20 protein-coding genes, 4 pseudogenes and 2 riboswitches are annotated in these 22,915 nt (G+C 41.6%); of the genes and pseudogenes, 11 read left to right on the top strand and 13 right to left on the bottom strand.

The features are described 5' to 3' along the window. Positions 1-68: 68 nt before the first annotated feature. Positions 69-935, bottom strand: coding sequence for a calcium-binding protein (locus V7K48_RS19545; protein ID WP_335074872.1), 867 nt, complete (start codon positions 933-935; stop codon positions 69-71). Between the two features lie 111 nt (positions 936-1,046). After that, positions 1,047-2,309, bottom strand: coding sequence for a glycosyltransferase family 4 protein (locus V7K48_RS19540; protein ID WP_335074871.1), 1,263 nt, complete (start codon positions 2,307-2,309; stop codon positions 1,047-1,049). Positions 2,310-2,460: 151 nt separating this feature from the next. Between V7K48_RS19540 and V7K48_RS19535 the strand changes: the two genes are divergently transcribed. From V7K48_RS19535 to V7K48_RS19525, 3 genes are all read left to right on the top strand, one after another. Continuing rightward, positions 2,461-3,264, top strand: a complete 804-nt coding sequence (locus V7K48_RS19535; protein WP_335074975.1) for a DUF429 domain-containing protein — start codon at positions 2,461-2,463, stop codon at positions 3,262-3,264. Between the two features lie 952 nt (positions 3,265-4,216). Then, positions 4,217-4,687: a hypothetical protein gene (locus V7K48_RS19530; RefSeq protein WP_335074870.1), complete on the top strand. Its 471-nt coding sequence runs from the start codon at positions 4,217-4,219 to the stop codon at positions 4,685-4,687. A 246-nt stretch (positions 4,688-4,933) separates the two neighbouring features. After that, a complete protein-coding gene (locus V7K48_RS19525) occupies positions 4,934-5,101 on the top strand; it encodes a hypothetical protein (protein WP_335074982.1) in 168 nt (55 codons plus the stop codon). On the opposite strand, the gene V7K48_RS19520 is transcribed toward V7K48_RS19525, so the two are convergent. Together V7K48_RS19520 and V7K48_RS35075 are read right to left on the bottom strand one after the other, a co-directional pair. Further along, positions 5,087-5,341, bottom strand: coding sequence for a hypothetical protein (locus tag V7K48_RS19520; RefSeq protein ID WP_335074869.1), 255 nt, complete (start codon positions 5,339-5,341; stop codon positions 5,087-5,089). The two genes, V7K48_RS19525 and V7K48_RS19520, sit on opposite strands and share 15 nt — an antisense overlap. A gap of 129 nt (positions 5,342-5,470) precedes the next feature. Beyond that, a pseudogene (locus tag V7K48_RS35075) lies at positions 5,471-5,716 on the bottom strand (transposase); the annotation flags it as partial. A 762-nt stretch (positions 5,717-6,478) separates the two neighbouring features. On the opposite strand from V7K48_RS35075, the gene V7K48_RS19510 reads away from it, so the two are divergent. Further along, the gene (locus V7K48_RS19510) at positions 6,479-7,018 is read left to right on the top strand and encodes a DUF4126 domain-containing protein (RefSeq protein WP_334978330.1); all 540 of its coding nucleotides are present in this window, start codon (positions 6,479-6,481) and stop codon (positions 7,016-7,018) included. A 178-nt stretch (positions 7,019-7,196) separates the two neighbouring features. Here the strand turns inward: V7K48_RS19510 and hemH are convergent, their stop codons facing one another. Then, positions 7,197-8,363: a ferrochelatase gene (gene hemH / locus V7K48_RS19505; protein ID WP_335074867.1), complete on the bottom strand. Its 1,167-nt coding sequence runs from the start codon at positions 8,361-8,363 to the stop codon at positions 7,197-7,199. Between the two features lie 93 nt (positions 8,364-8,456). Here hemH and V7K48_RS19500 point away from each other — a divergent pair, with 93 nt between their 5' ends. The 3 genes and pseudogenes from V7K48_RS19500 to V7K48_RS19490 all read left to right on the top strand — a co-directional run bounded on the left by V7K48_RS19500 (position 8,457) and on the right by V7K48_RS19490 (position 10,853). Continuing rightward, complete coding sequence (locus V7K48_RS19500; RefSeq protein ID WP_335074866.1) at positions 8,457-9,080, top strand: class I SAM-dependent methyltransferase; 624 nt, start codon at positions 8,457-8,459, stop codon at positions 9,078-9,080. Positions 9,081-9,176: 96 nt separating this feature from the next. Beyond that, positions 9,177-9,698 (top strand): annotated as a pseudogene (locus V7K48_RS19495) (hypothetical protein). A gap of 324 nt (positions 9,699-10,022) precedes the next feature. Then, entirely contained in the window at positions 10,023-10,853 is an 831-nt protein-coding gene (locus V7K48_RS19490) for a dienelactone hydrolase family protein (RefSeq protein ID WP_335074974.1), read from the top strand. 66 nt (positions 10,854-10,919) lie between these two features. On the opposite strand, the gene V7K48_RS19485 is transcribed toward V7K48_RS19490, so the two are convergent. Next, positions 10,920-14,036 (bottom strand): MFS transporter, encoded by a 3,117-nt coding sequence (locus V7K48_RS19485; protein ID WP_335074865.1) that lies wholly within the window; start codon positions 14,034-14,036, stop codon positions 10,920-10,922. A 733-nt stretch (positions 14,037-14,769) separates the two neighbouring features. On the opposite strand from V7K48_RS19485, the gene V7K48_RS19475 reads away from it, so the two are divergent. Genes V7K48_RS19475 through V7K48_RS19465 form a run of 3 tightly spaced genes read left to right on the top strand, consistent with a single transcriptional unit; the run spans position 14,770 to position 15,498 of the window. Further along, complete coding sequence (locus V7K48_RS19475; protein ID WP_335074864.1) at positions 14,770-14,979, top strand: high light inducible protein; 210 nt, start codon at positions 14,770-14,772, stop codon at positions 14,977-14,979. A 48-nt stretch (positions 14,980-15,027) separates the two neighbouring features. After that, on the top strand, positions 15,028-15,237 hold the full coding sequence (locus V7K48_RS19470) for a high light inducible protein (RefSeq protein ID WP_335074863.1): 210 nt from the start codon (positions 15,028-15,030) through the stop codon (positions 15,235-15,237). A gap of 48 nt (positions 15,238-15,285) precedes the next feature. After that, on the top strand, positions 15,286-15,498 hold the full coding sequence (locus tag V7K48_RS19465; protein ID WP_335074862.1) for a high light inducible protein: 213 nt from the start codon (positions 15,286-15,288) through the stop codon (positions 15,496-15,498). 300 nt (positions 15,499-15,798) lie between these two features. On the opposite strand, the gene V7K48_RS19460 is transcribed toward V7K48_RS19465, so the two are convergent. The 4 genes and pseudogenes from V7K48_RS19460 to V7K48_RS19445 form a co-directional block, all read right to left on the bottom strand. Then, a complete protein-coding gene (locus V7K48_RS19460) occupies positions 15,799-16,419 on the bottom strand; it encodes a universal stress protein (RefSeq protein ID WP_335074972.1) in 621 nt (206 codons plus the stop codon). A gap of 295 nt (positions 16,420-16,714) precedes the next feature. Beyond that, positions 16,715-16,850, bottom strand: a riboswitch (cyclic di-AMP (ydaO/yuaA leader). Between the two features lie 17 nt (positions 16,851-16,867). Beyond that, positions 16,868-17,752 carry an ABC transporter ATP-binding protein gene (locus V7K48_RS19455; protein WP_335074971.1) on the bottom strand — a complete coding sequence of 295 codons (885 nt, stop codon included), beginning with the start codon at positions 17,750-17,752 and terminating at the stop codon, positions 16,868-16,870. Between the two features lie 280 nt (positions 17,753-18,032). Then, positions 18,033-18,216: pseudogene (locus V7K48_RS19450) on the bottom strand (twin-arginine translocation pathway signal protein); the annotation flags it as partial. Next, a pseudogene (locus V7K48_RS19445) lies at positions 18,215-18,489 on the bottom strand (nitrate ABC transporter permease); the annotation flags it as partial. The pseudogenes V7K48_RS19450 and V7K48_RS19445, both read right to left, overlap by 2 nt. A 328-nt stretch (positions 18,490-18,817) precedes the next feature. Then, a riboswitch (cyclic di-AMP (ydaO/yuaA leader) is annotated at positions 18,818-19,059 on the bottom strand. Positions 19,060-19,478: 419 nt separating this feature from the next. On the opposite strand from V7K48_RS19445, the gene V7K48_RS19440 reads away from it, so the two are divergent. Then, positions 19,479-20,669: a sensor histidine kinase gene (locus tag V7K48_RS19440; RefSeq protein WP_335074861.1), complete on the top strand. Its 1,191-nt coding sequence runs from the start codon at positions 19,479-19,481 to the stop codon at positions 20,667-20,669. Here V7K48_RS19440 and V7K48_RS19435 read toward each other — a convergent pair. The 3 genes from V7K48_RS19435 to V7K48_RS19425 all read right to left on the bottom strand — a co-directional run bounded on the left by V7K48_RS19435 (position 20,594) and on the right by V7K48_RS19425 (position 22,557). Then, positions 20,594-20,788, bottom strand: a complete 195-nt coding sequence (locus V7K48_RS19435) for an element excision factor XisH family protein (RefSeq protein WP_335074970.1) — start codon at positions 20,786-20,788, stop codon at positions 20,594-20,596. The two genes, V7K48_RS19440 and V7K48_RS19435, sit on opposite strands and share 76 nt — an antisense overlap. 146 nt (positions 20,789-20,934) lie before the next feature. Continuing rightward, positions 20,935-21,621, bottom strand: coding sequence for a ribonuclease III (gene rnc, locus V7K48_RS19430; protein WP_335074860.1), 687 nt, complete (start codon positions 21,619-21,621; stop codon positions 20,935-20,937). 135 nt (positions 21,622-21,756) lie between these two features. Then, positions 21,757-22,557 (bottom strand): NYN domain-containing protein, encoded by an 801-nt coding sequence (locus V7K48_RS19425; RefSeq protein WP_335074859.1) that lies wholly within the window; start codon positions 22,555-22,557, stop codon positions 21,757-21,759. Between the last annotated feature and the right edge of the window lie 358 nt (positions 22,558-22,915).

Here is a 22,915-nt window from a genome sequence, read left to right as displayed (position 1 = left end):
GTCAGGGCACAGCATTGCTGTACCCCTACTGCGTGGTCTATTTACCTGAAAATAGCTGTAAATTCGATTTAGCTCTCTGCCAAACCCACCTGTCCTCCAATTAGCCCCAGAAATCCTGTTCCAAAGTGCTGAATCTCCAAAAAACTTGCTTGCTCCGGTGAGGTTTTGTAAATTCGGAATGTCTTCATAATTCCCAATGTAGCAGCACTTTCTAGAGGCCCAACAAAGCTAATATCGCGGTCGATAAAATAAGTTTTATTAGCCCATTGAGCCATCTGATTTGCATTCAAAAAGTAGCAGCCTGCATGAGGGTTGAGGGCACGACGAAAGGTAATTGGTGCATTCATAATTGTACCCTTGAGTTCCTGTTGCTCCTGCACATTTTGAAAGGGAGCAGTTACTCGTAAAGCCAAATCCCCATCAATGTAAGCTTTCTGAACCAAGCCGTAAGGGGAGACTTCGTAACGATTTGGCTGGAGCAAATTTAAGTCACCAGCTTGTTGGGTAAACCAGTTTAATTTTATAAAAAACCAAGGGTCATAGATAATTAGGTCATCTTCCAGAAAACAGTAATAATCATACTGACCGAGACAACTTTGCAGAATAGCTTGGCACTCAAACCCCAAAAGCAAAGGTTCTGCATTGCTAGAATGATGCCTATATAAATGAGATGGCAAGGGAAGCTGATTCAGGAGATGATCATCTTTGGTTGTACAAATAACAATATCTAGTTCGTGCGACTGCGGCTGGTTAGCAGGGAAAGCTAGTCGTTGAGCAATGTTAATCATACTTTGAGATTTACCAAATAATTGGTGTAAGGCGATAAGGCTTTTAGTTAACGCCTGCAAGCGGGGTTGCGGATCTTTATGTTGGGAAGCATGACGACCCTCACTGCTAGGTTTGAAAAAATGGGCAATAGTAAAAATAATTCGCATTGAGGCTATAGATTTATTTTTTATAAATATCCTTGTTTTATTAGTTTTTCCCAATCAAAAAATTTCAGTGTACCCAATTAAACTTCGGTAAACTCAACTCCAACTACTTATTTAATTCCTACCAAATCCTTTAGAATGTGGGCGATTTTTCAAACTATTAGAAATTTTACCAGCGAACATCCATTGCAAATGCTGTGGTAACAGTTTCGCTAAATCATAACGTTTGACAATTGTCTCTCGCGCATTCGCACGAATCGCTTTCATCTCCTGAGGATGATTCAGCACCTCTTCAACCCGATTAGCAATATTCTGGGGAGAAAAGAAATCTACCAGCAGTCCATTCACCCCATCCTGTACTACTTCCAATACTGGCGCAGTCTTAGAGGCTACTAGTAAACATCCTGCTGCCATTACTTCTAACATCGACCAGGATAAAACAAAAGGACGGGTTAAATAAATATGAGCAGAAGAAGCTTGTAAAACCTGAAGGTACTCATTGTAAGGAAGCCTATCTGTAAAGTGGAGCCTCGATAAATCCAAAGAAGATAATTTTTCCAACATTAATTGTTTATAAGTCTGACCATCGGGGAGATTCTTGCCATAAGCAACTCTATCTTCTCCCACAACTACCACATGACACTTAGGTCTTCGCTGCTGAATTAGCGCCGCCGCTTCCATAAACTGCGGAAAACCTCTATAAGGTTCCATCCCCCGTCCCACATAAGTTACCAACTCTTCCACATGGGAAAGATCAAGATTTATTCTTGGTAAAACTAACTTTGCGCCTGGTTTGGGAGCAAAAAATTTGGTATCAATACCATCATGAAGTACAGTGAGTTTGCTATGATACTCTTTAGGAAACTGCTGCCGCTGCCAATTCGTCGGACAAAGACCGCGATCGCAACTATATAAATCAGTCAAAATCGGCGTATTTTTCACGCGGATGCGGCATTCATCATCAGCAGTCAGTGGTTCATTAGGATCAAAATCTGCATCCGAACCGTGAGCATGGTAAAACCACTCGAAATAACACAATAATTCTGCTTTGGGGAAAACATCTTTCATAAATAAAGTTGGCCCCCAACCAGAATGACCATAAACTATATCTGGAACGAAACCCTCGGCTTTTAATTTTTCTGCCACCCGATAGACAGCCTGCGCGGTGAGAACAGCATTTTCCAGGTTGCGAACATAGTGGTGGGTTTGGGGAGCAACTTCACGAGAAGGCGTGTAAATAGCTTTATAAACGCCAGGTATTTCCCCTTCACGACGATTTGTCCCAAAGACGACTTTGTAATTAGCATCTTTACCTAAAACTGTCGCTAGGTTGCGAAATTGCGAGGGAAAATTGGGATGTAAAAATAAAATTTTCATTGGAATAATCTTGATTAATTTATTGCCAGATAAAATAAATTAAGACAAGCTGCTTAAGATTATAAGATTATTTATCACAATTTTTAGTAAGTAAATTTAGGTAAATGGTTGCCCGGAAATGCGAAAATAATCGCAAATTTGTGTTATGACAATGAAATTTATTGGCATTGATTTAGGCTGGAAATCACAACCAAGTGGACTGTGCTCCTTAGAATGGATAGATGGACAACTGCAACTACTTGATTTAGATCGCAAAGAAGCCATTGCAGACATCCTCACCTGGATCGATCAGAGCGTACAACCAGACGAGCCAGCTATCATTGCCGTAGATGCACCCACCCTCATACCCAATGCTAGCGGCAGTCGCCTTCCCGACAAACTTAGCCACAAGTACTTTGGCAAATATCATGCGGGATGCTACCCAGCTAATAAAAACCTACCCTTCGCAGAACGCACCATCAACTTTGGCTTAGAATTAGAATCACGCGGTTTTGCACACGCACCCACCATTGAACCGCAAAAACTTGGCAGATATCAAATAGAAGTCTTTCCCCACCCAGCAATCGTTCATCTATTCAACTTAGAACGCATCCTCAAATACAAAAAAGGACGCCTCAGTCAGCGCCGCCTAGAATTAATCAAACTCCAAAATTATCTTCTTGATATCTTACCCACCCTCGAGCCTGCTTGGCGTCCTTCTCTACCAGACGCTTTGCGTTCGCGTAGCGTTCCGTTGGTGCAGCCTCTCCAAGAGTTGGAAAGGCGCCTTGGCAGTTCGTTCCTTCTTGAAATCCCCACTACAGGCGCAGCCCTCAAAGCAATCGAAGATAAACTAGATAGCTTAATTTGCGCTTATGTTGCTGCATACTGGTGGTATTGGGGAGAAGAACGTAATCTTGTATTAGGCGATCGCACCACTGGCTACATTATCATCCCCCAGAGAATTTTAGCCTAAAATACTTCTCACTCATTGGGATAGATAATAAGGAAAATCAAAGATTTATTTGGTGGGGTTACAATATTATTGGGTATGCTTAGTGTGTAAAATATCGTCTAATTCTTATTTTGCCATTTTATAAAAAAAGGAACCGATTCTAACGTTAGGAGTGCTACAGTTTACGAGTCATATCAGGTTCGGTTAAACGCTTATAATATCTGTAGTTGAGGAACAAAACCCAACATTTACTTCTTGTTAATATTGGATTTCATTGGCGTTCAATCAATCTACATTGATAGATTTTATTATAACTAATCACTCGAACTTGATATCATTTAGTTAAAATCATCTGGGTGCATCCCACTTTTTATTTTGTAATGAAAGAATAACTATCATTGTGAGGAGTAACGACGAAGCAATCGCATGGACTCGCGCTTAGTTGGAGATTTTGCGATTGCTTTGCTTCATTTCGTTTCGCTCGCAATGACATGCAAAAAAGCGGCTAGATAACTTACCTAAATATTTTACCTGACCGAATTTACGATGTTTAAATTTTGGAAAATGGTATTGAATAAGACTTGTATTCCATTATTTAATGCATGTTTGTCCCTTGTGTATCTGGTAAAGTTGCCCCGTTTTCTTCGTGAGAATAATTCTATTTTTCCATTATCCTTGCATTAATTGACTTGCAAGTAACTTGATTGGTATGCTTCAATTCTTTAGTCTAAAATCGTTCGACTGAGCGTAGCGTTCCGCAGGAAAGCTCAAAATCCAAAATTGCTTGATTTTCCATATGCCGTGAAAAGTTAGAAAGTATCACAGACAACAAAACTTTTCTCAATTACCGCACCCAAGAAAACTTTTCGAGTTACTCAACACTGATAAGATTGACTCAAAGACTTGTGGAATCTGCTTTTCCTAAACAGACTGAATTTGCATAAATTACTATCAACAACTTTCGACTCACATCATGAACCGCTTTACCTCCATTTTTCTTGCCGGCTTGATAGCATCTGCATCAGCTTTGGCTATTTCTTCAAAAGCTGATGCTAAGACACCAGTGTCTTATCTTGCTGGGTTAGATAGCTACAGCTATGATCGCAACGATGAGGGTAACTACGAACGTCAGAGTCGTCACCATAGAGATGATGATTATGACCGCGAGAACTACCTGATCAACATTCGTGACAATGACTATCGTTATGAGCGTGATCATTATCGCCGCCATGACCGCGATTCTAATCGCCGCTATGAGCACGATTATAATCGTCGCTATGAGCGCGAGCATTATCGCCGTCATGACCGCGATAATAACCTTCGCAACATTCGTGACAATAACTATCGCTATGAGCACGATTATTATCGCCGCTATCACCGCGATAATAACATTCGTGATAATAACCGTCGGTATGAGCGCGAGCGTGACTGGGGTCGTGGTTAATCCCTCCGCCTTCATTTATTAAGCTTGGTTCCAGGTGAACTGAGCATTGATTCTACTTGGCGGTAGGACGGATACAATCTCTTTTTCCACTCATTCCAATAACTGACTTTTCACTCTTATCTAGAAAACCTTGCTTTCCTTCCCTAGTAAAGAAGTTTGCTCAGGGATTAGGTTTAGCGTTAGCTTTTTTACATGACGTGAAAAGTCAGAATATTGATGCTGGAAACTCTAGAAATTGCTTAGACAATGCTTATTGCGATCCGCAAGCCGCTTTACACCACAACAAATTTTCTCGATTTAATAACCGATGTAACTCGCGCACTGATGGTATTTGTCACCATAGTAGTGTTAATACTGCTGCCACCATTAGAGGTAAACCCAGAATCCGGTTGCGTAGTCTCAACTGCTAGATAGTACAACAGTCAATACTGCTAGGTTAAAAATATTTGTAGCGACTGTCTTGAATGTCAAGTGCGATCGGAAAAAAAAGCTGAAAACAAGTTGACGCAACTGGGGAAGCGCTTCGCTGATTCGGTGGTGCTTGGTACGGGCATCGAGATTTTGCTCCTGGCAGCAGAGATAGTCACAGCCTGCACCAGGCACTCCGCTGCGCCACGGAATCTTCCCCAGTTGCTGGATTTCTCCTGTCGGCAAAAAAAGAGCATGAAAAATTTACCCAAGTCATGCGTAGGTGTAGCCAAAGAGTAGACATCGCACAGCATATCCAAGTCAAGCGATCGCCTACTCCTTGGCGCGAGCAAAGTATAAAAACGTTTGCAAGCCTTACTCGTTAACAATTGATTTAAAGTTGTCTTTAATGCACCAAGGCAAATGATCGCGAACCATTGCATTTAAAATAACTAACATTTGATCAACGCAAGCGGTCAGAGCCAGCTTTTTGGATTTACCACGTTCAACAAGACGCTGATAAAAAGCTTTGATGACGGGATTATGACTCATTGCCACCACAGCACCGATATAAAGAGTGGCACGAACATGGGCGCGACCGCCATTACAGAGATATTTTCCATTTTCATTTCTCAACATTGCTAAAAAATATGTTGAATTCATCTCCTTGATTTCACTCATCCTTGCCCGATACGGACTATATACTTTAATATCAGTGTTTAAAGCTTTGACCCCGGCGACTGTTCGAGTTCTGTCTAGGAGATTGTTGTAGTGAACCATGCTACAAAGCGGTCTATAATGACCAAGGTTGGGACGGTCTACTACTATTTCTAAGATACAAGGTTGGGTTGTAGCTTGCTTCCACGTTCGCGTAGCGTCCCGCAGGGAAGTGGTACGGCAGTGAAACCCAACATGAACAAGGATAAAATGTTGGGTTTCGTTCCTCAAACACCACTTGCAACTCCTGCGGGGAGACGCTGCGCCAACAAGTTGGTAAACTGCAAGGGTGCAGTGGCTCCCCAACCTACAGATATTATAAGTGTTTAACCGAACCTGATATTACTCAAAAAATACACAAATATTCTTAAAAAACCTGAGTTCGACAAACCTCTGCCTGCTTTAAACTTTTTTCAAATCTCTCCCTCTCTGCATCGGAGAGGGACAGGTTTTATGTAGTAAAACCTCTTAGAGGTCTTCTTATTAGGCTGATTAGACGGATACTATATGAGCCGTTGAACTATATCAAAAAAGAATATATAAAGATACCAAAAATATTTAATATTGCATTGCTGAAGACTCTCAGTTTGGTGCTGGAACTTTTGCTAGCCCTGGGTAGTATAAATAACAAATATCTACATATTTATTAGTGCTTCGAGTGCCTTGATGATTGAAATCCTAGCCACACTTTCAGCCTCTGCGGCAGCAGGAATGAGAATAGGTACACCTCTGCTGATCATTGGATTGTTGCAAGGTAGTAACTTGTGGTCGCAAGTTCCAATTTTATCTCACATTTCTCCACCAATATTATTAGGCTGCCTTACCAGTTGGTCGTTAATTGAATTATTAGCCTCAAAAAAGCTACGGGGGCAAAGATTACTACAACTAGTTCAGTTATTAATGTCTCCCCTCGTGGGAGCAATTATGGGGTTAGGAGTAGCTACCGCAACAGCAACACCAAACTGGCTCATTGCCTTAATTGGGGGTTTGTTAGCTTTGGTACTACAGCTAGTTCAAGTTGGTTGGTTCTATCGCTTACGCGGCTTACCATTGTGGGCAGTCTTTCTTCAAGATAGCTTGTGTGTTGCTCTAGTACTTTTTGCCTTTGGTGCTCCTTGGCAAGGAGGATTAATTGCTTTAATACTGCTCTGGTTTGCAGTTCGTAGCGCAAAGCAGTGGTATGACTGGTATTGGCACAAAAGTTAGGAGTTAAAAGTGAGAAGTTAGGAATGAAGATAGAAGTTAAGGGTGAAAAGTTAGGGAGAAAATTTAAAACTCCTAACTCTGTCAATTTTAGATTTTGAATTTTGGATTGAAGAAAAAATCTAAAATCTAAAATCTAAAATCCAAAATTGAATGACTCCTAACTCCTAACTCGTTTCATTTACTGCAAAAGTCCAATCATATGCAAGAAGCCGTGACCAGTAATCAGCTCGATGATTAAGGCAATGAAGCCCAGCATGGCAATCCGACCATTCCATACTTCAGCGCTAGTAGTCAGACCCCATTCCCAAGGCTCTTGGGGATACATTTTCACCATTTTTTTCATTTGGGCAGCTTGCGAAAGCTTGAAACTTGGGTTTTTCAGCGCATCAATCACTAGCTCTGCCAGTGCATTAATAAATACTGGATGGGTGTTGGGAGCAGGAACACGACGGAAGTTGTGAATTCCTGATTCTTCTGCTACTTCCCGATACTCAATATCAATTTCTTGTAGTGTCTCAATATGCTCTGAGACAAAACTGATCGGCACGACAACCAAATCTTTGACGCCTTCTGCACCTAGTTTTTTGAGGGCATCCTCAGTATAGGGTTGGAGCCATTCTACTGGGCCGACGCGACTTTGGTAAGCTAAGGTGTGGACATTGGGGCGATTCAGGGTCTGCATAATCAGGGCAGTACATTCCTCAATTTCTTGCTCGTAAGGGTCGCCAGCCTCTTCAACGTAGCTTTTAGGAACGCCGTGAGCACTGAAGAAAATATGAACCTCGTCTGGATTAGGAAACTGCTCGAGTTCCTGAGCTACGAGTTCCGCTATTGCTTGGAGATAGCCTGGTTGTTTGTACCAAGAAGGAATGACGGTGTAATCAATGCGTTGAAGTTTTGGATCTTCTTGCCAAAGCTTTTCTAAAAGCCGGAAGCTGGAACCACTGGTACTGATAGAAAACTGGGGATAAAGTGGTAAGATTACCAGGTGTTCTATATTATCTTGGGTGATCTGTGCGATCGCTTCTTCTGTATAGGGATGCCAATAACGCATTCCTACGTAAATATTGGCTTCTTGTCCCAAATAACCCAACTGTTCTTTTAGGGCTTCTCCTTGCGCTTCTGTAATCCGCCGCAGTGGGGAACCACCACCAATTTGCTTATAGTTTCCTTCAGATATTCTGGTTCGCCGCGTGGCAATAAACCAAGCTAGGGGCTTTTGCAACCAGCGAAACGGTAGGCGAATAATTTCCGGATCGGAAAATAGGTTGTACAAGAACGGCCCAACATCCTCTAGCTTATCGGGGCCACCGAGATTGAGTAATAAGACGCCTACACGACCCATAATAGTTACTTTCCCCCAATCTTTTCAGGTTTTTTACTAATGTTAACAATATATCTTTATTAAATATAAAGCTAAATAGCAAGGAAATATGCAATGGCAACAATTTTAAGGGATTGGAGTTACCGCTATCAGTGGCTGTATGATGGTATTTCACGTTTAGCAGCTCTAAGTGTAGGTGGTGAAGCCCGTTTTCGGCAACTTGCTTTACAAGGCTTAACAATTAACTCAGATACTCAGGTCTTAGATTTATGTTGCGGCAGTGGTCAAACAACGGAATTTTTGGTAAGATTTTCACAAAATGTAACAGGATTGGACGCTTCACCCAAGTCTTTGCAACGGGCGCGGCAAAATGTACCATTAGCTTCTTATGTTGAAGCCTTTGCTGAGAAGATGCCATTTGCAGATAATCTGTTTGATGTGGTGCATACCAGCGTTGCATTACACGAGATGCAGCCTGAGCAATTGCGAAAAATTATTAATGAAGTTTATCGGGTGTTGAAGCCAGGAGGGGTATTTACACTGGTGGATTTTCATACTCCTACGAATCTGATATTTTGGCCTGGGGTATCAGTGTTTTTGTTGTTGTTTGAGACGGAAACAGCTTGGGAATTGCTGAAAACTGATTTAGCTGAGTTGTTAACTGAGACTGGGTTTGAAGTGAGTAAGTCTACTTTATATGCAGGTGGGAGTTTGCAAGTGATACAGGCGAATAAGTGAACAATACTACTTTATTAATGGCAGTTAAGAGACTCTGCTATTAATAAAGTATAGGTTGTTTTCATATAGTCCTTAAGCAGATAGGCGGTGAAAAAAATGACGCAGGAACTAATAGATATCAAAAAGAGTATTTTAGAAGGATGTTATGCAGATGCCTTAGCAATTGTAGATGAATTAGAAGGCATGAGTAAACAAGCTATTCTGCGGAATATCCAAGTTTATTTAAAGATTCTGCTAATTCATTTGATTGAAAACCAAGTAGAACAACGATTAACCAGTTCATGAGCAGGTTCTATTCGTGATTCAATCTGATAAATTAAAAGCCTGAATATCAAAGATAATAAAACATCTTACTATATTAATTTAGGTGAGTAGGAGAGTTTGATAGAAAAGGAAATTATTGAGGATGCGATCGCTGATGCGAGTGAGGAAGTGATGAATGGTAAATTTACTCGCTCTCAGTTATCAGCGATGTTAGATAAAAACCAGATTATAATTACAGCCACTAGTTTCCTGGCTTTAATATATACTTATTCGCCAAAGGAATTACCAGCGATTATGGATGATTACCTTAGTCAGTTAACTGGTGGAGAAGATTGGATAAATCGGGAAAAATAAGGCGATCGCTCTTTGTTCAGCATTGATGTCAAGTGTTAAATTCAGATTATCACTGTCAACTTTTGAAGGGAATACAAATTACAGCAGATAATACTGTAAAATACTAAATCTTCAAGGTAGTAGAGGAAATGTCCCAGGATGTTACTTTTAAGGAAGTGATGGAACATCTTTTTATATAGCGATCGCTATTTCTATACAGGCGAAAACTGAGGTAGCAAACGAAGCTAATATTACGGTAAACTGATTTATAAACCGTAGTATTTACATTGTAGTACTGTACGTATAACAAAAAATAAAGTTTTCGCCAATTGTAAAGTAGAGATGATGAAAGAAATAACGCGCCGCAAATTTATTGCAACAGCCACCGTGGCGACGGGTTTTGCCCTCGCAGTACAACCTATTTCTGCCGAAGTCATCACCACCGATGCCAAGGGATTGGTAGCTGGTGCGGTGAAAATTCCTGTTAAAGATGGGGAAATTCCTGCCTATAGAGCAGCACCTGCAAGGGGTGAAAATTTCCCCATTGTTCTGGTGATCCAAGAAATCTTTGGTGTACACGAGTATATTCAGGATATCACCCGTCGCTTTGCCAAGTTGGGGTATTTAGCGATCGCACCCGAATTATTCATTCGTCAGGGGGATGTCTCGAAGTTAAGCAGCGTAGACCAAATTCGCCCAATTGTAGCCAAAGTGCCAGATACTCAAGTGCTATCTGATCTCGATGCCACGGTAGACTGGGCGGTGAAATCAGCTAAAGGTAATGCCGATAAATTGGCAATTACAGGCTTCTGTTGGGGAGGCCGGATTACCTGGTTATATGTAGCTCACAATTCCAAGCTCAAGGCAGGTGTAGCATGGTATGGAAGACTCGTGGGCGATGCTACCGAACTTCAGCCCAAGTATCCCATCGATATTGCCTCAAAACTGACAGTCCCAGTTCTCGGACTCTATGGTGGCAAAGATCCGAGTATTCCCCTTGATACAGTAGAGCAGATGCGCGCTCGCTTAAAGTCTGGCAGCAGCAAATCTGAAATTATCGTCTACCCTGATGCAGCCCACGCATTTTTTGCCGATTATCGCCCCTCCTACCGCGAGAAAGAAGCTAAGGAAGGTTGGAAACGTCTTCTGGCATGGTTTAAGGAGCATGGGGTGTAAGTCTGCGGAACAAAAAAAGCCTCCCGGCATGGGAGGCTTAATAGTTAGCGGAGAAAACTTGTTAAACTACGGCCTTGCAGCGATCGCTCCTCCTAATGCAGAGAAAACTGCGGAAACGGATGCTGTGGCAAATAGCCACCAAGCGGCTGTAGCTGCGGCTTTGCGGGTTTCTTCAGCTTGCCGCTGTGCTTGATGCTTCACCTGTTCTAGGCGGCGTTGTGCTTCTTGCTGTATGCGTTCTGCACGTTGCAATACTGTATTGCGGGCCCGTTCAATTTGGTCGATGATGCCGTTGGCATCTTCCTCAGAGATGTCCTCACGAGAACTCATAATTGCCACTAGGGTCTCACGATCAAAAGAAGATAGGCGATCGCGCAGGGCATCAAACCCCGCTTGGGGATCGTCAAAAACAGTGCGAATATCGCGCTTGATACTATCATAGTTAAGTTCCGGGCGATCTAACGAGTTGAGATAGTTACGGATGCGGGCGAAAACCCCATCAATTGCATCTTGAATGCCTCGTTGGATGTTCCGCACTTGTTCTACAAATTGATCCCTTACGGACACCATGTTATCGGCAATTCGCGCCGCTTCCTCATCGGAAATATCTTCACGAATTTTCAGCAGGGCGATGATCGTAGAACGGTCAAAATGGGAAAGGCGATCGCTAAAAGTTTCCACCCCAACTCGTGGATCGTGCAACAATAATTGCAAGTCGCGCTTGATACCTTCTGGGTTGAGTTCTTCTTTGCCAGTTTGCCGCAGATACTCTTCCAGATTACCTTTGAATGTTTCCATTCTTTGCTGTGTGCGGGTAGCTAGGCGACGAGGCGCACGTACAAAGTTGCGAATCGAATTTTGTGTGGAATCAATGATTTCATTGACTTGTTCTTCACTTAAATCTTGGCGTTGACTGACCAACTTCACCAGTGTATCTCGGTCTAACTGTGACAACCGACGCCGCAGTGCGACGGCTCCCTCTTTGGGATTTTCAAACAATCTGGTCAAATCTCGCTGGATACCTTCTGGGTTCAGTTCTTGTTTACCAGTATTCCGCAGATAATCTGCGATCGTGGTGGTAACAGAGTCATATTGCTCTTTGGCTTTATCCACTACAGCTTGCGGTGTGTGGCGAATACTATGCCACGACTCCTCAGCAGCATTGATGGCTTGATTAACTTGATCTTCACTCAAATCTTCCCGCTGACTCAACAATTGCACTAAGGTATCGCGGTCAAAGCGAGACAAGCGGGCCCGAATTGAGGTAATTCCAGCTTGAGGATCTTCCAGTAGCTTTTTGAATTCTGCGCGGATGGCATCAGGATTCAGTTCTGATTTACCTGTATTACGCAGATATGATTCTACATTCAGCCATAGGGTTTCTGCTTGATATTGTGCCTGTTCTGCTAGTCCTTTGGATTCTACCAAGACGCGATCGCGTTGTTTTTCCAACTCATCCAGAATGCTATCTACTTCATATAGCTGGACATCATTACGTTGCAGCAATATCTCCCGGATCTCCTGACGTTCAAGGAGCGCCAGTCGCAATGTCAGGGTTTCATGATCTGCCTCTGAGTCTTGCAACAGTGGTTTAAAATTCTTCTCAATGCCTTCGGCTGTCAAATCTGCTTTCGGGGTAACGAGCAGATAACTTTCCACCGCCCGTTGCAAGTCTTGGACTATCTCTCTTTCTTCAACAGCTGTCACTGTCACCAGCACCTCTTTGCAGACAGCTTCTAGCTGATTTGCAATCCGCTGAATTTGGGTTTGGGTAAGTAGTCCCCGCTGTTGCAGGATGTTGACGAAATCGTTGCGCGATAGTCGTTCTACTTCTCTCTTGACTATTCCTGAATCAGCTGCTGGGTCGTAGATGACATCACGAAATTCTTGAGCGATTTTTTCCGGACTCAGTTGCCAAGCATAAGTGTTGTGCAGGTAGTTTTCGACATCAGCTCGAATTGGGCTATAGGGCTGTGAAGGTGTTGGCAACCCTAGCTTATCGGCTTGTTGAGTTACTTTATCTTTGGCAGTGGTGAGGCTACCTAAGATTTTTTCTACATCCAAATCAGGCAAATCTGTCCGTCCCAACACAGTGGCGCTTAAGGCAGATAGTCCTTGCTGGAGTGTACTTTGAATTAGCCCTGGAGCCGCCTTTTGGTCAGCTTGTTTGGAATCACGCTTTTCTGCTACTAACCGATCCAGTTTGGCGTTAAGTTCATCTGTCTTGCTTTGTCCTGCTGGAACTGATTTTAGATAATCCATTAACTCACCCAGACCGTCTGGGGTGGGTGATTGCTGACTCACCACTTGCTGCCAAACTTTATACAATGTATCAGCAATGCGGCTAACGTCTTTTTTGGAAAGGTCGGTGCGACTGCTGACTAACTCGATAAACTTTTCGCGGTTGATGTTGCGAATATCTGAAGTCCCAGCGATCGCTTTTAATTGCGGATCGTTGAGTAAATTTTCAAAGTCACCCCGAATTTTCGACAAATCTAACTCTGGTGGACGGAGCTTTTCTAAGTAATCTTCTATGTTCTCCCGGATACTTGTAGGGTCGATGGCGCTCCCTAGTTCCCGACGGATAGCGCTAGCGGCAGCTTCAGCCGTCGCTACAACTTGGTTATTGACAGCTTTTGCGCCCAATGCGGCGGTGGCTGTCCCCATAATCGCCTGAAACCCAGAAGTTGCCGTATTGACGACTGAGCCAATTAAGGAACCTACGGTGGTGGAACTTACCCAAACGAGGATCAAAAAGTAAGCACCCCAAATTACCAAGCCGAGAATCGCTCCCAATGCTGGGTCTAAGATTACAAGGCTCAATTTCACCGCTAGAAAAGAAGCGATTAATAAGGCGATCGTCACAGTGACTAATGTCCAAATCCCCACTGCGGTGCCGATTTTGCGAATACTACCGCCCAAACTTCCGACTTCTCCAGAATCTGAATCCGAGTCAGATGAGTGCCCCAGATAGGAAATACCGGCTGCAAGGGAGAGATTAGTTAGAACTAATTGGAAAGCAAAGGCTAGGATTACACCGGAGATTAAAGCCACAAAAAAGCGCGGCCCGGAAGTGAGAACCGATGCCTGTGCTGGCGTGACGTTTGAGGATTCTACTGGAACCTGTGCTAACCACAATAGTGGTTTGTAGAGTCCCACCATGATTTCCGTACTTTGGAACATTGTATTTCCTTGTTCTAAGTTTTAATTTAGGGAATTAAGAATTTCTTGAGAAGCAACTCTTAGTATGTATTTATGTCTGTATCTATGGCAATACCTAACTCTGTTTAGCTCAGAATCGTAGACTTTAGCTGTTTTAAGCATCTCCCCAAAGGCTGAAAACTATATCCAGCAGAAGATATAAGTTTTACTATCTAACTGTGAAAATGTTCACTATGAACTTAAAAAGCTGGCTAATTCTTGGCTGCCACTTTTTAATTTTAATCGCTGTAATCACAACGATTGATTTTTCTGCAATTGTAGTTTAATTACTAAAAAGTTACATTTCTTTACATTTTGATTTTTATCACCCTCTGAGGGTGGATTTGTCTGCACGAATATGTTGTTGATTATGTGCCTGTAGTTTGTGCCTACAGGCAGAAAGCAGTTTAGTTATTAATAGCTACATTAAAGTTAACAAACGATTTGTTAAGGATAACAAAGATGGCAACTTGTTCTTCCAGACAGAGATTTGTGAATAATTGCAGCAGAAAGTAATGGTTGCGATCGCAATGATTTTCTGTTTGGCTAGACTACTTAAGCCGAAATCTGAAACTGTCGTTTAGCAATCATTGGCTTCCTTTCCTATTTACTTTGGGATTTAGTCGGCTATAGCGTCCTGCGTGACGTTTTACATCTGATTGGCTACTAGATAGAAATTAAACACCTAAAAAGCTACTAAATTTTGGAGAAACAAATGGCAACTCAAGAAACTCGGCCTTCTACTGATTTACCACCTGTTGCAACAGAATACAACGGCGTAGATCGCAATGCTTTTCTATTTGGCTTGACTCCTCAAGCCGAAATTTGGAACGGTCGCTTGGCGGCTATTGGCTTCCTTGCCTATTTACTGTGGGACTTAGCCGGTTATAGTGTCCTGCGCGATGTTTTACATTTGATTGGCTAATAGATAGAAATTAAACACCTAAAAAGCTACTAAATTTTGGAGAAACAAATGGCGACTAAAGAAACTCGGCCTTCTACTGATTTACCACCTGTTGCAACAGAATACAACGGCGTAGATCGCAATGCTTTTCTATTTGGCTTGACTCCTCAAGCCGAAATTTGGAACGGTCGCTTGGCGGCTATTGGCTTCCTTGCCTATTTACTGTGGGACTTAGCCGGTTATAGTGTCCTGCGCGATGTTTTACATTTGATTGGCTAATAGATAGAAATTAAACACCTAAAAAGCTACTAAATTTTGGAGAAACAAATGGCGACTAAAGAAACTCGGCCTTCTACTGATTTACCACCTGTTGCAACAGAATACAACGGCGTAGATCGCAATGCTTTTCTGTTTGGCTTGACTCCTCAAGCTGAAATTTGGAACGGTCGCTTGGCGGCTATTGGCTTCCTTGCCTATTTACTGTGGGACTTAGCCGGTTATAGTGTCCTGCGTGACGTTTTACATCTGATTGGCTACTAGAAACTAAACACCTCAAAAGCTACTAGACTTTGGAGGAAAAAATAACAACTAGAGAAACTCACTCTAGTGACAATTCTTAACTCCTCACTAATCTCGGTTTTGGTAGGCTGAACCAAAATCGAGAAATTCTTTTTAGATAGGTCACCAACAAATCTCATGACGCTGAGGATTGCTTCCTAGTTTCTCCACTTTACCTCCTTAAGTTTAATTAGTTGCATAGTAGCAAAAAAAGCCACCTAGTTATAGGTGACTTATGTATGATTACAATTTGATAAAAATTATTAAAATTCTGAACAGCGATTATTCATCAATACAACTAGGAATGCCCAAAACAGCACAGGGGAAATTAGAACCTAATGCCTCAATCATCGGATGATTGACAGATTTGCAACCTAGAAACAGAATATCGGCAGCTTCTGATTTAACAACTTTGTTAAGTTCTGTGGAAATGCAGCCAAACCGCAAATGAGATTTGAAGGAACCCTGCCATTCTTCAGCTAGACTTCGGGCTTGCCAGAGAATTATATCTGCTTGTTGCAGGGGAGTTACCACTGTCTGCAATTTGGGTTGAGTTAATACCAGTGTGACAGACTTTGAGACTTCACTGATTTGACATTCCAATGGAGGTTGTTGTTCTGGAAAGCTCAAGATGTTTGGATACTGACTGCTTTGATTGTCTTCCACCACATAAACAGCTTGAACTGTGACTTGTGCATTAGTGGCTAAACGCGTTTGATGGGCAATCCAAAAGGCAATATCTAGTGCCGTATGACTGTTAGGAGATGCGTCATATGCAACAATTAAGTTAACTGCTTTTTCTATTTGAGGTTTTTTAGAAAAAGGTTTTTTTGATTCTGGCAACAGTACCATTTGTTCAATTAAGTCATTTCGACCTGTGGCACTTTGCAGACGTGCTAACATTGGCTTGATTTGCACAGCTTTACTTCTCCCAATCAAATGAATTAACAATGAGAAGCAGGGCGACCAATTTTAGATTTTGCACTTCGGCTTACCTTGACTTTGCTACTTCGACACCACCCTTACTTCGACACCGCTTACTACAAGTTGGCTACGCTCAGGACAAGATCAGTACAAGTCAGTACAAGTCGCTCAGTCGAACGATTTTGGATTTTAGATTGAGTGACGATAACCAAAATTTCAAATCTGAAATTAGTCAAGGAAACCCCAATAATAACTGTATTACAGCCAAGGTCTTGGGGGTTCCTTCCATTGCCTACGGAGTTAGCTGACGGGCTAAGACTGGAAGGTGTCTCTCGTAAGATTAGCCCCAAACATTGGTTCCTCCGTTCCAAATCCAGCTTTCATGAATTTGAATTAGGCTACCCACTAAAAAAAATGATAATCTAATTTACTCGTCTTGGGCAAAATATCGATCAAGGAAATTTAGGGCGTAGTTGCGGAATTCAAAATATGCTTTAGAGTTTCGCATAGCAGCGCGAGCCTCTTTCAGAGGAGCTTCTCCTGACGGAGACGCTTTGCAAACGCTAACACATGGACGCTTAAAAGGAACTTCCAATATCTCCCCTATACTAGCAGCCGGGCCATTGGTCATCAAGACGATGCGATCGGACATATAAATTGCTTCATCTACATCGTGGGTAATCATCATCACTGCTTGCCGATTATTTTCCCAAATATCTAATACTTGCCGCTCCAATTTGCCACGAGTTAGTGCATCTAGTGCGCCAAAAGGTTCATGCATCAGCAACATTTTGGGCTGAATTGCTAAAGCTCTGGCAATACCTACTCGTTGTTTCATACCTCCAGAAATTTCATCAGGATATTTGTCAGCCGCCGCCGTCAAGTTTACCATTGCTAAGTGCTGATTTACAATGCTAATTTTTTCAGCCCGATTAGCATTTTTTAACACTTCATCCACGGCTAAACGGATATTTTCTCGTACTGTTAACCAAGGTAACAGCGAATAGTTCTGAAATACCACCATCCTTTCGGCTCCTGGCTGACGAATTTCTTGTCCATCTAGCCTGACTGAGCCGGAAGTAGCTTTTTCTAACCCAGCTACTATCTTTAGTAGAGTTGGTTTTCCACAACCTGAGTGACCAATTACAGAAATATATTCATCTTCACCAATCGTCAGATTAACCCCATCTAAAACGACAAAGTTATCTTTATCAGGTGTCGGATAAGACTTGACTAAATTTTCAATTTCCAAAAATCTAAGGCAGGGCAGAACTTCTGTTTGGGTATTAATAGGTAATGAGGTATATTCCATCATCAAATGCTCCGGAAATAATTTAGTCATCAAACAATTTTGGATTTTAGATTTGCAATTTTGGATTGTTTCCGTCCAAAAGGGTGCTGGGCTGCTGATAGCGCAGCGTTAGCATTAGCGCAGCGTCTCGTAGAGAAGCGGTAGCGATAGCGTAGCGTTAGCGACGTAGGAGCGTCGGAACGAGCGTCTGTAGGAGTGTCGGATTTTAGATTGCTTCCGCCCACAATGAGCAAGGTATAAACCAAAGAACCACAATCCAAAATCCGAAATTGGTAGGGATTTAAGACATGAAAAAGTTGGTGGGAGCATTAGCCCTGATGGCAAAACTATTCAGATAGCCCACAGGATCACTGGAGTCGAAGCCTTTCTTATCTATAAATACTTCTGGTGGTTCGACCTTGTAATCTATCCTTGGGACACTTGATGCCCATTTCAGATGCTATCTCCCGATATAAATCTGTTCGATCTGGACATGCCAATTAGAAACCCAGAGGAATCGCTACTACCGCACCTAATAAAAAGCCTAGTAATACTCGATGCAGACTTGCGATCAACAACCAACCAATTCCTAAGTTGCCGGGGCCTCTTTGGCAGAAGGGACTTAAGATGTAGTCTAGATTAGCGATTAGCGCTTCTGGTGGGGTGAGCATCAATTCAGGGTTGGCAAGTGCAACAATCCACCACAGCACAATTATTCCCAAGAAGCCCAATACAGGTAGAAAGAAGACATCTCTAAGAGGATGTCTGAGAAGTATCAAATATTTGTTGATCTCCCCTAACCCCCCTTAAAAAAGGGGGAATAAGAGTCTCAAAGTCCCCCTTAAAAAGGGGGATTTAGGGGGATCTCCAAGGGTTAGGTGTATACAAAAAAACTTTTCAGACATCCTCTAAGGATGACAGGTTTTGCCTTTTTCCAAAGGGATTGTTTTGCGATCGCTGCGATCGCAGTCAAATTTAGTTGAAATATCATTTACGACCTCAACAGATTTAAGTGCAGGTACAAAAAATTTGAAGTACCAGCCTTGGACACCGATGAGATCGAAACATTAGAATAATGCCGTCTCTTCAGTCTCCTCTCAATGCCTACGAAGTTAGCTGACGGGCTAGGGCTGAGAGATGCCCTTCTGAAGAAAGTTAAGAGTTATGAATTATCAGTTATGAGTTAAATATTAATAACTTCTAACTGTAAAGACGCGACTAATCGCGTCTCTCCTAACTCCTCACTTTCTATGAGATACGCCCCACAATTTGGTTCCTCCGCTCCAACGTCACGCACTCTGATCTGCTGGATTAGGCTGACTTACTCTAATGGATACTAGTTATCGACAATATAACATCAATGCTCAGTAAAAGCCAACTGTATTATGATAAGTGTTGTTTATTTTAATACCTCAATTAAGTGCTTACCTTTACTTTTCGGTAATTAATAAAATTTATAATTTTTTATGATTTTAGCTGCGTTGTGAGTAAACTTATTGCACAGACAGTCAAACAACAATAGTCGAGTCAGGCATCAAGTTCGTTAGCTGCTTTTTTAACATTTCTTAATAAATATTATATTATTTACAAGTTTTCTAAACAGATAGTTAATTCAGTAAATAAAAAATAAAATCTGTTCCTTTTGGTAGGTGAACTAAATCGCTAAATTTGATTAAAGACTACTGCACTCGCTAAACTAATTGCATATGGAAGTTTACTCATCTATCTCTTAGCTGAATTTAACAAAATGGATTTTAGTCAAGTACTGGCTGAAAAAACAGACACCATCATAGATAAATGGATTGCAGCAGTTCGCAAGGATAGACGGATTGAAAGTGCCGATGACCTATCTTATACAGCGGTAAAGGATCATATCCCTGATGTTTTGAAAGCAATGGTAACGGTGCTTTCAAAACATCAGGATAATGATATTAAGTCAATAGTTACTGCCAGTTTTCAGCATGGAGCTATTCGAGCCGAACAAGGCTTTGATGCAGCAGAAATTGCCAGAGAATATCATCTGCTGCGAACAGTAACATTTGATGCTTTACAAGCAGATTTATTGAGTGGAACACCTGTAGAGATAATTCGTTCTATGCGTTTGATTGACGCTATCATAGATGAAGCGATCGCTCGGTGTTTCAAGAGTTATGTTGAGGAGAGGTTGCGAGAATTACAGCAGTTGCAGTCATCACTAACACTCCATAATCAAGAACTCACGCGCTTAATGAGCGCTAATCAAGAGTATCTTTCGCAACTAGCCCATGAATTGAAACATCCTCTAACTTCCATTATTGGTTACTCGGATTTGTTTTTACGCCAACAACGACGAAAGACTCGGCTAAAAGACACTTCTGTGAATCTAGAACATATTGAGCGCGTACTACGCAATGGTAGACAATTACTCCACCTGATTAATGATGTATTAGAACTTTCGCGGTATGACGCAGGGCAGATAAAACTCCAACTAGCACCCACTAATGTGCGTGAATTAATCAGTAATGTGTGTGAAATGTTGGAACCTTTAGCTGGTGGAAAAAATTTAAAAATCGTAGTAGATTGCGATCGCGTTCCCAAAGAATTAATCACAGATTCTTTTCAATTCCAACAGATTGTCACAAATCTTATTAGTAATGCGATTCGCTATACAGAGTCGGGGACTGTTATTATAATGTCTCAGGTGTTGGAGAACCAGAGATGGGCGATCGCAGTTTCTGACACAGGAATTGGCATTGCACCTGAAAACCAAGCCCAGATATTTGAACCCTACTTTCGCGTCAGTGCTAGCGATCGTCCCTATCTTCCTGATAGTACTGGATTGGGGTTAGCGATCGTTTCCCGCTTGGTGAAATTACTGCAAGGTCAAATTAACCTAGTCTCTGAGGTGGGCATTGGTTCTACTTTCACCGTAATTTTGCCCTTAGAAGTGAAGATGTAAGAAAGTTTTTCTACAGCTATTTTTTTAGTTCCTTGTTCTGCGGCTAAGAGTTGTTTAACTCCTAAATCTACATACATATCTTTTTGACCCCACTTTAAATGTAGGGGATCATCTGTAATTATCCAGCCTTCTTGAATTAAAGCATTCCTAACAGCATCACGATAAATATCTCTGGCAGATATATCAAAGTATCTTAATTAAAACAACTTTCCTTAGACTGGTTATGATTTAGTTTCTGCGCCTCTGCTTGAAATAAAAAAACATTTTACAACAACTCTTGTTTTTTCAACTTAGCTAGCGCGTCTTCAGCAGCAGCTTTCTCTGCATCTTTTTTATTGCGTCCCTTACCTTCGCCATAAATTGTTGCATCTACCAATACTTTTGCTATGAATTCTGGTGCGTGAGAAGGGCCTCCTATTTGTTCTGTGAAATATTTGGGAGGAGTTGGAGTAACATTGCGTTGCACCCATTCTTGAAAGCGATTTTTTGAGTCTACATTAGAACGAGACACAACTATATGCTTAGGATCTACAGAATCAAATAGCGGTTTTACAATTGCGCGAGCTGCTTCAATATTGGAATCATTATCTAAATAGTAAGCACCCAGGACTGCTTCAAAGGTGCTACTGAGCAAATTAGGATTTTGGTAGCCTCCATCTCGAATTGCACCTTTTCCTAACCGGATTCTAAAGTCTAAACCTACCTCCTCGGCGAACTTTGCCAATTGCTTCTCATCTACCAGCGCCGAACGTCGCCGGGTTAATTCATCTTCTCCCATTTCTGGGTGACAACTATATAAATACTCGCCACTTAAGAAATTCAGCAAAGCATCACCGAGGAATTCTAAGCGTTCATTGTGTTCGCCTTCTCCGGGGTTTTCATGGACATAAGAACGGTGGGTAAGTGCTTGTCGCAGAAATTTTTCATTATGGAATATTAGGATTTTGTGCATTTTATCTTGTGGATTACTGCGTAAATTGACTGTTGGGGAACTTTACGAGTGCTATTGTCTTCAGACATGAAAAAACCGCAAACAGCGGTGTTGGTAAAACCCAGCCTTTACTCAACTGGGTTTTTAAAAGCTCTTTTAAGCAGCTAGTTTGTCTAACTGAACTAAAAACAATTCCTGACCTTGGTTTTTAACTTTGCCATCCTTTACAGCAATATCAATAAACTGACTAAAACTCTTAAATTTCTTGCCATCAGGCATTGAAATAGATGAGCATCCTTGATAGTTAGCACAACGTTGACGCATCAATTTATCAATGCAACCAAATATGGTAGGCTTACCTTGGCTTAAGGCAGTGTTGATAGCTTCAATTAGATACTCTATAGCTTCATTGTAATTAATCTGAGACACAATACCCGTATTTTGAGGTTGAGTCTTATTGCTATTGCCAACTAACTGAGGTAATTCATCTACAAAGTAGAAGTTTTCATTACCAACTAGTTTAATCAACTTTGGATTTTCACTACCTCTTTGAGCAAAGACAATGACTTTTTTACCTAAAGCCTTTAAAATACAAATTAAACCAGCATAGTCCCAGTCTCCTAACACGAAGATAATTATCTTAACAGAAGGATTAAAGGCAACCCAATTAATACAGTCACTTATCAATCTATAATCTGCACTATTCTCTGAATGCTCAGGAACATTAACACCCTTTATACCAAGATTTTCTAGCTCATTTTTGATAGAAACTTGGTCTATGTAGTGTAAATTATAGTAGACATTTTTGCAGCCTATACGCCCCTTAGATTGAGCAAATTCCAGCAAAAGATGACCCTTTCCTTTAATTGAAGAGACGTTCTGAATATCGGCAAAAATACCTATATAATTTTGATGCTGGCTTGTTTGTTTTTTGGAAGATTGATCAGGGTGTGTCATTGTAATGTATCCAGTATTCTTTGGTGAACTGGACAGCTTCAACAAATTACACATCTAGCAGTAGCAGGGCTTTATACAAGGAATTTGTACTCAAAAAGTACTTCCCTGCGATAAAGCTCTCTACCGTCGCTTTTGTTTGGTTCAAGTCTCAGCCGTAGAACTCCTGGCTTCCTACCAAGTTTCGCGTCATCCTTTCCCCTGAACATTCATCCAAACATCTTGTCTTCCCGTTGAAAGTCTAGTCAATCAGTTTACCTGACATTGGACTGAATACTCAGCCGAAGGGATGACACGAAGCTCGGCAGGAAATTAGGAATTCTGCTGCTGAGACAACACCAAAAACCTGCGCTTTAGAGTG

The sequence above is a fragment of the Nostoc sp. genome (assembly GCF_036919615.1).
GTDB lineage: Bacteria > Cyanobacteriota > Cyanobacteriia > Cyanobacteriales > Nostocaceae > Nostoc.
The sequence above is the reverse complement of the archived record's forward strand: the minus strand, read 5'-3'. Positions and strand labels throughout refer to the sequence as shown.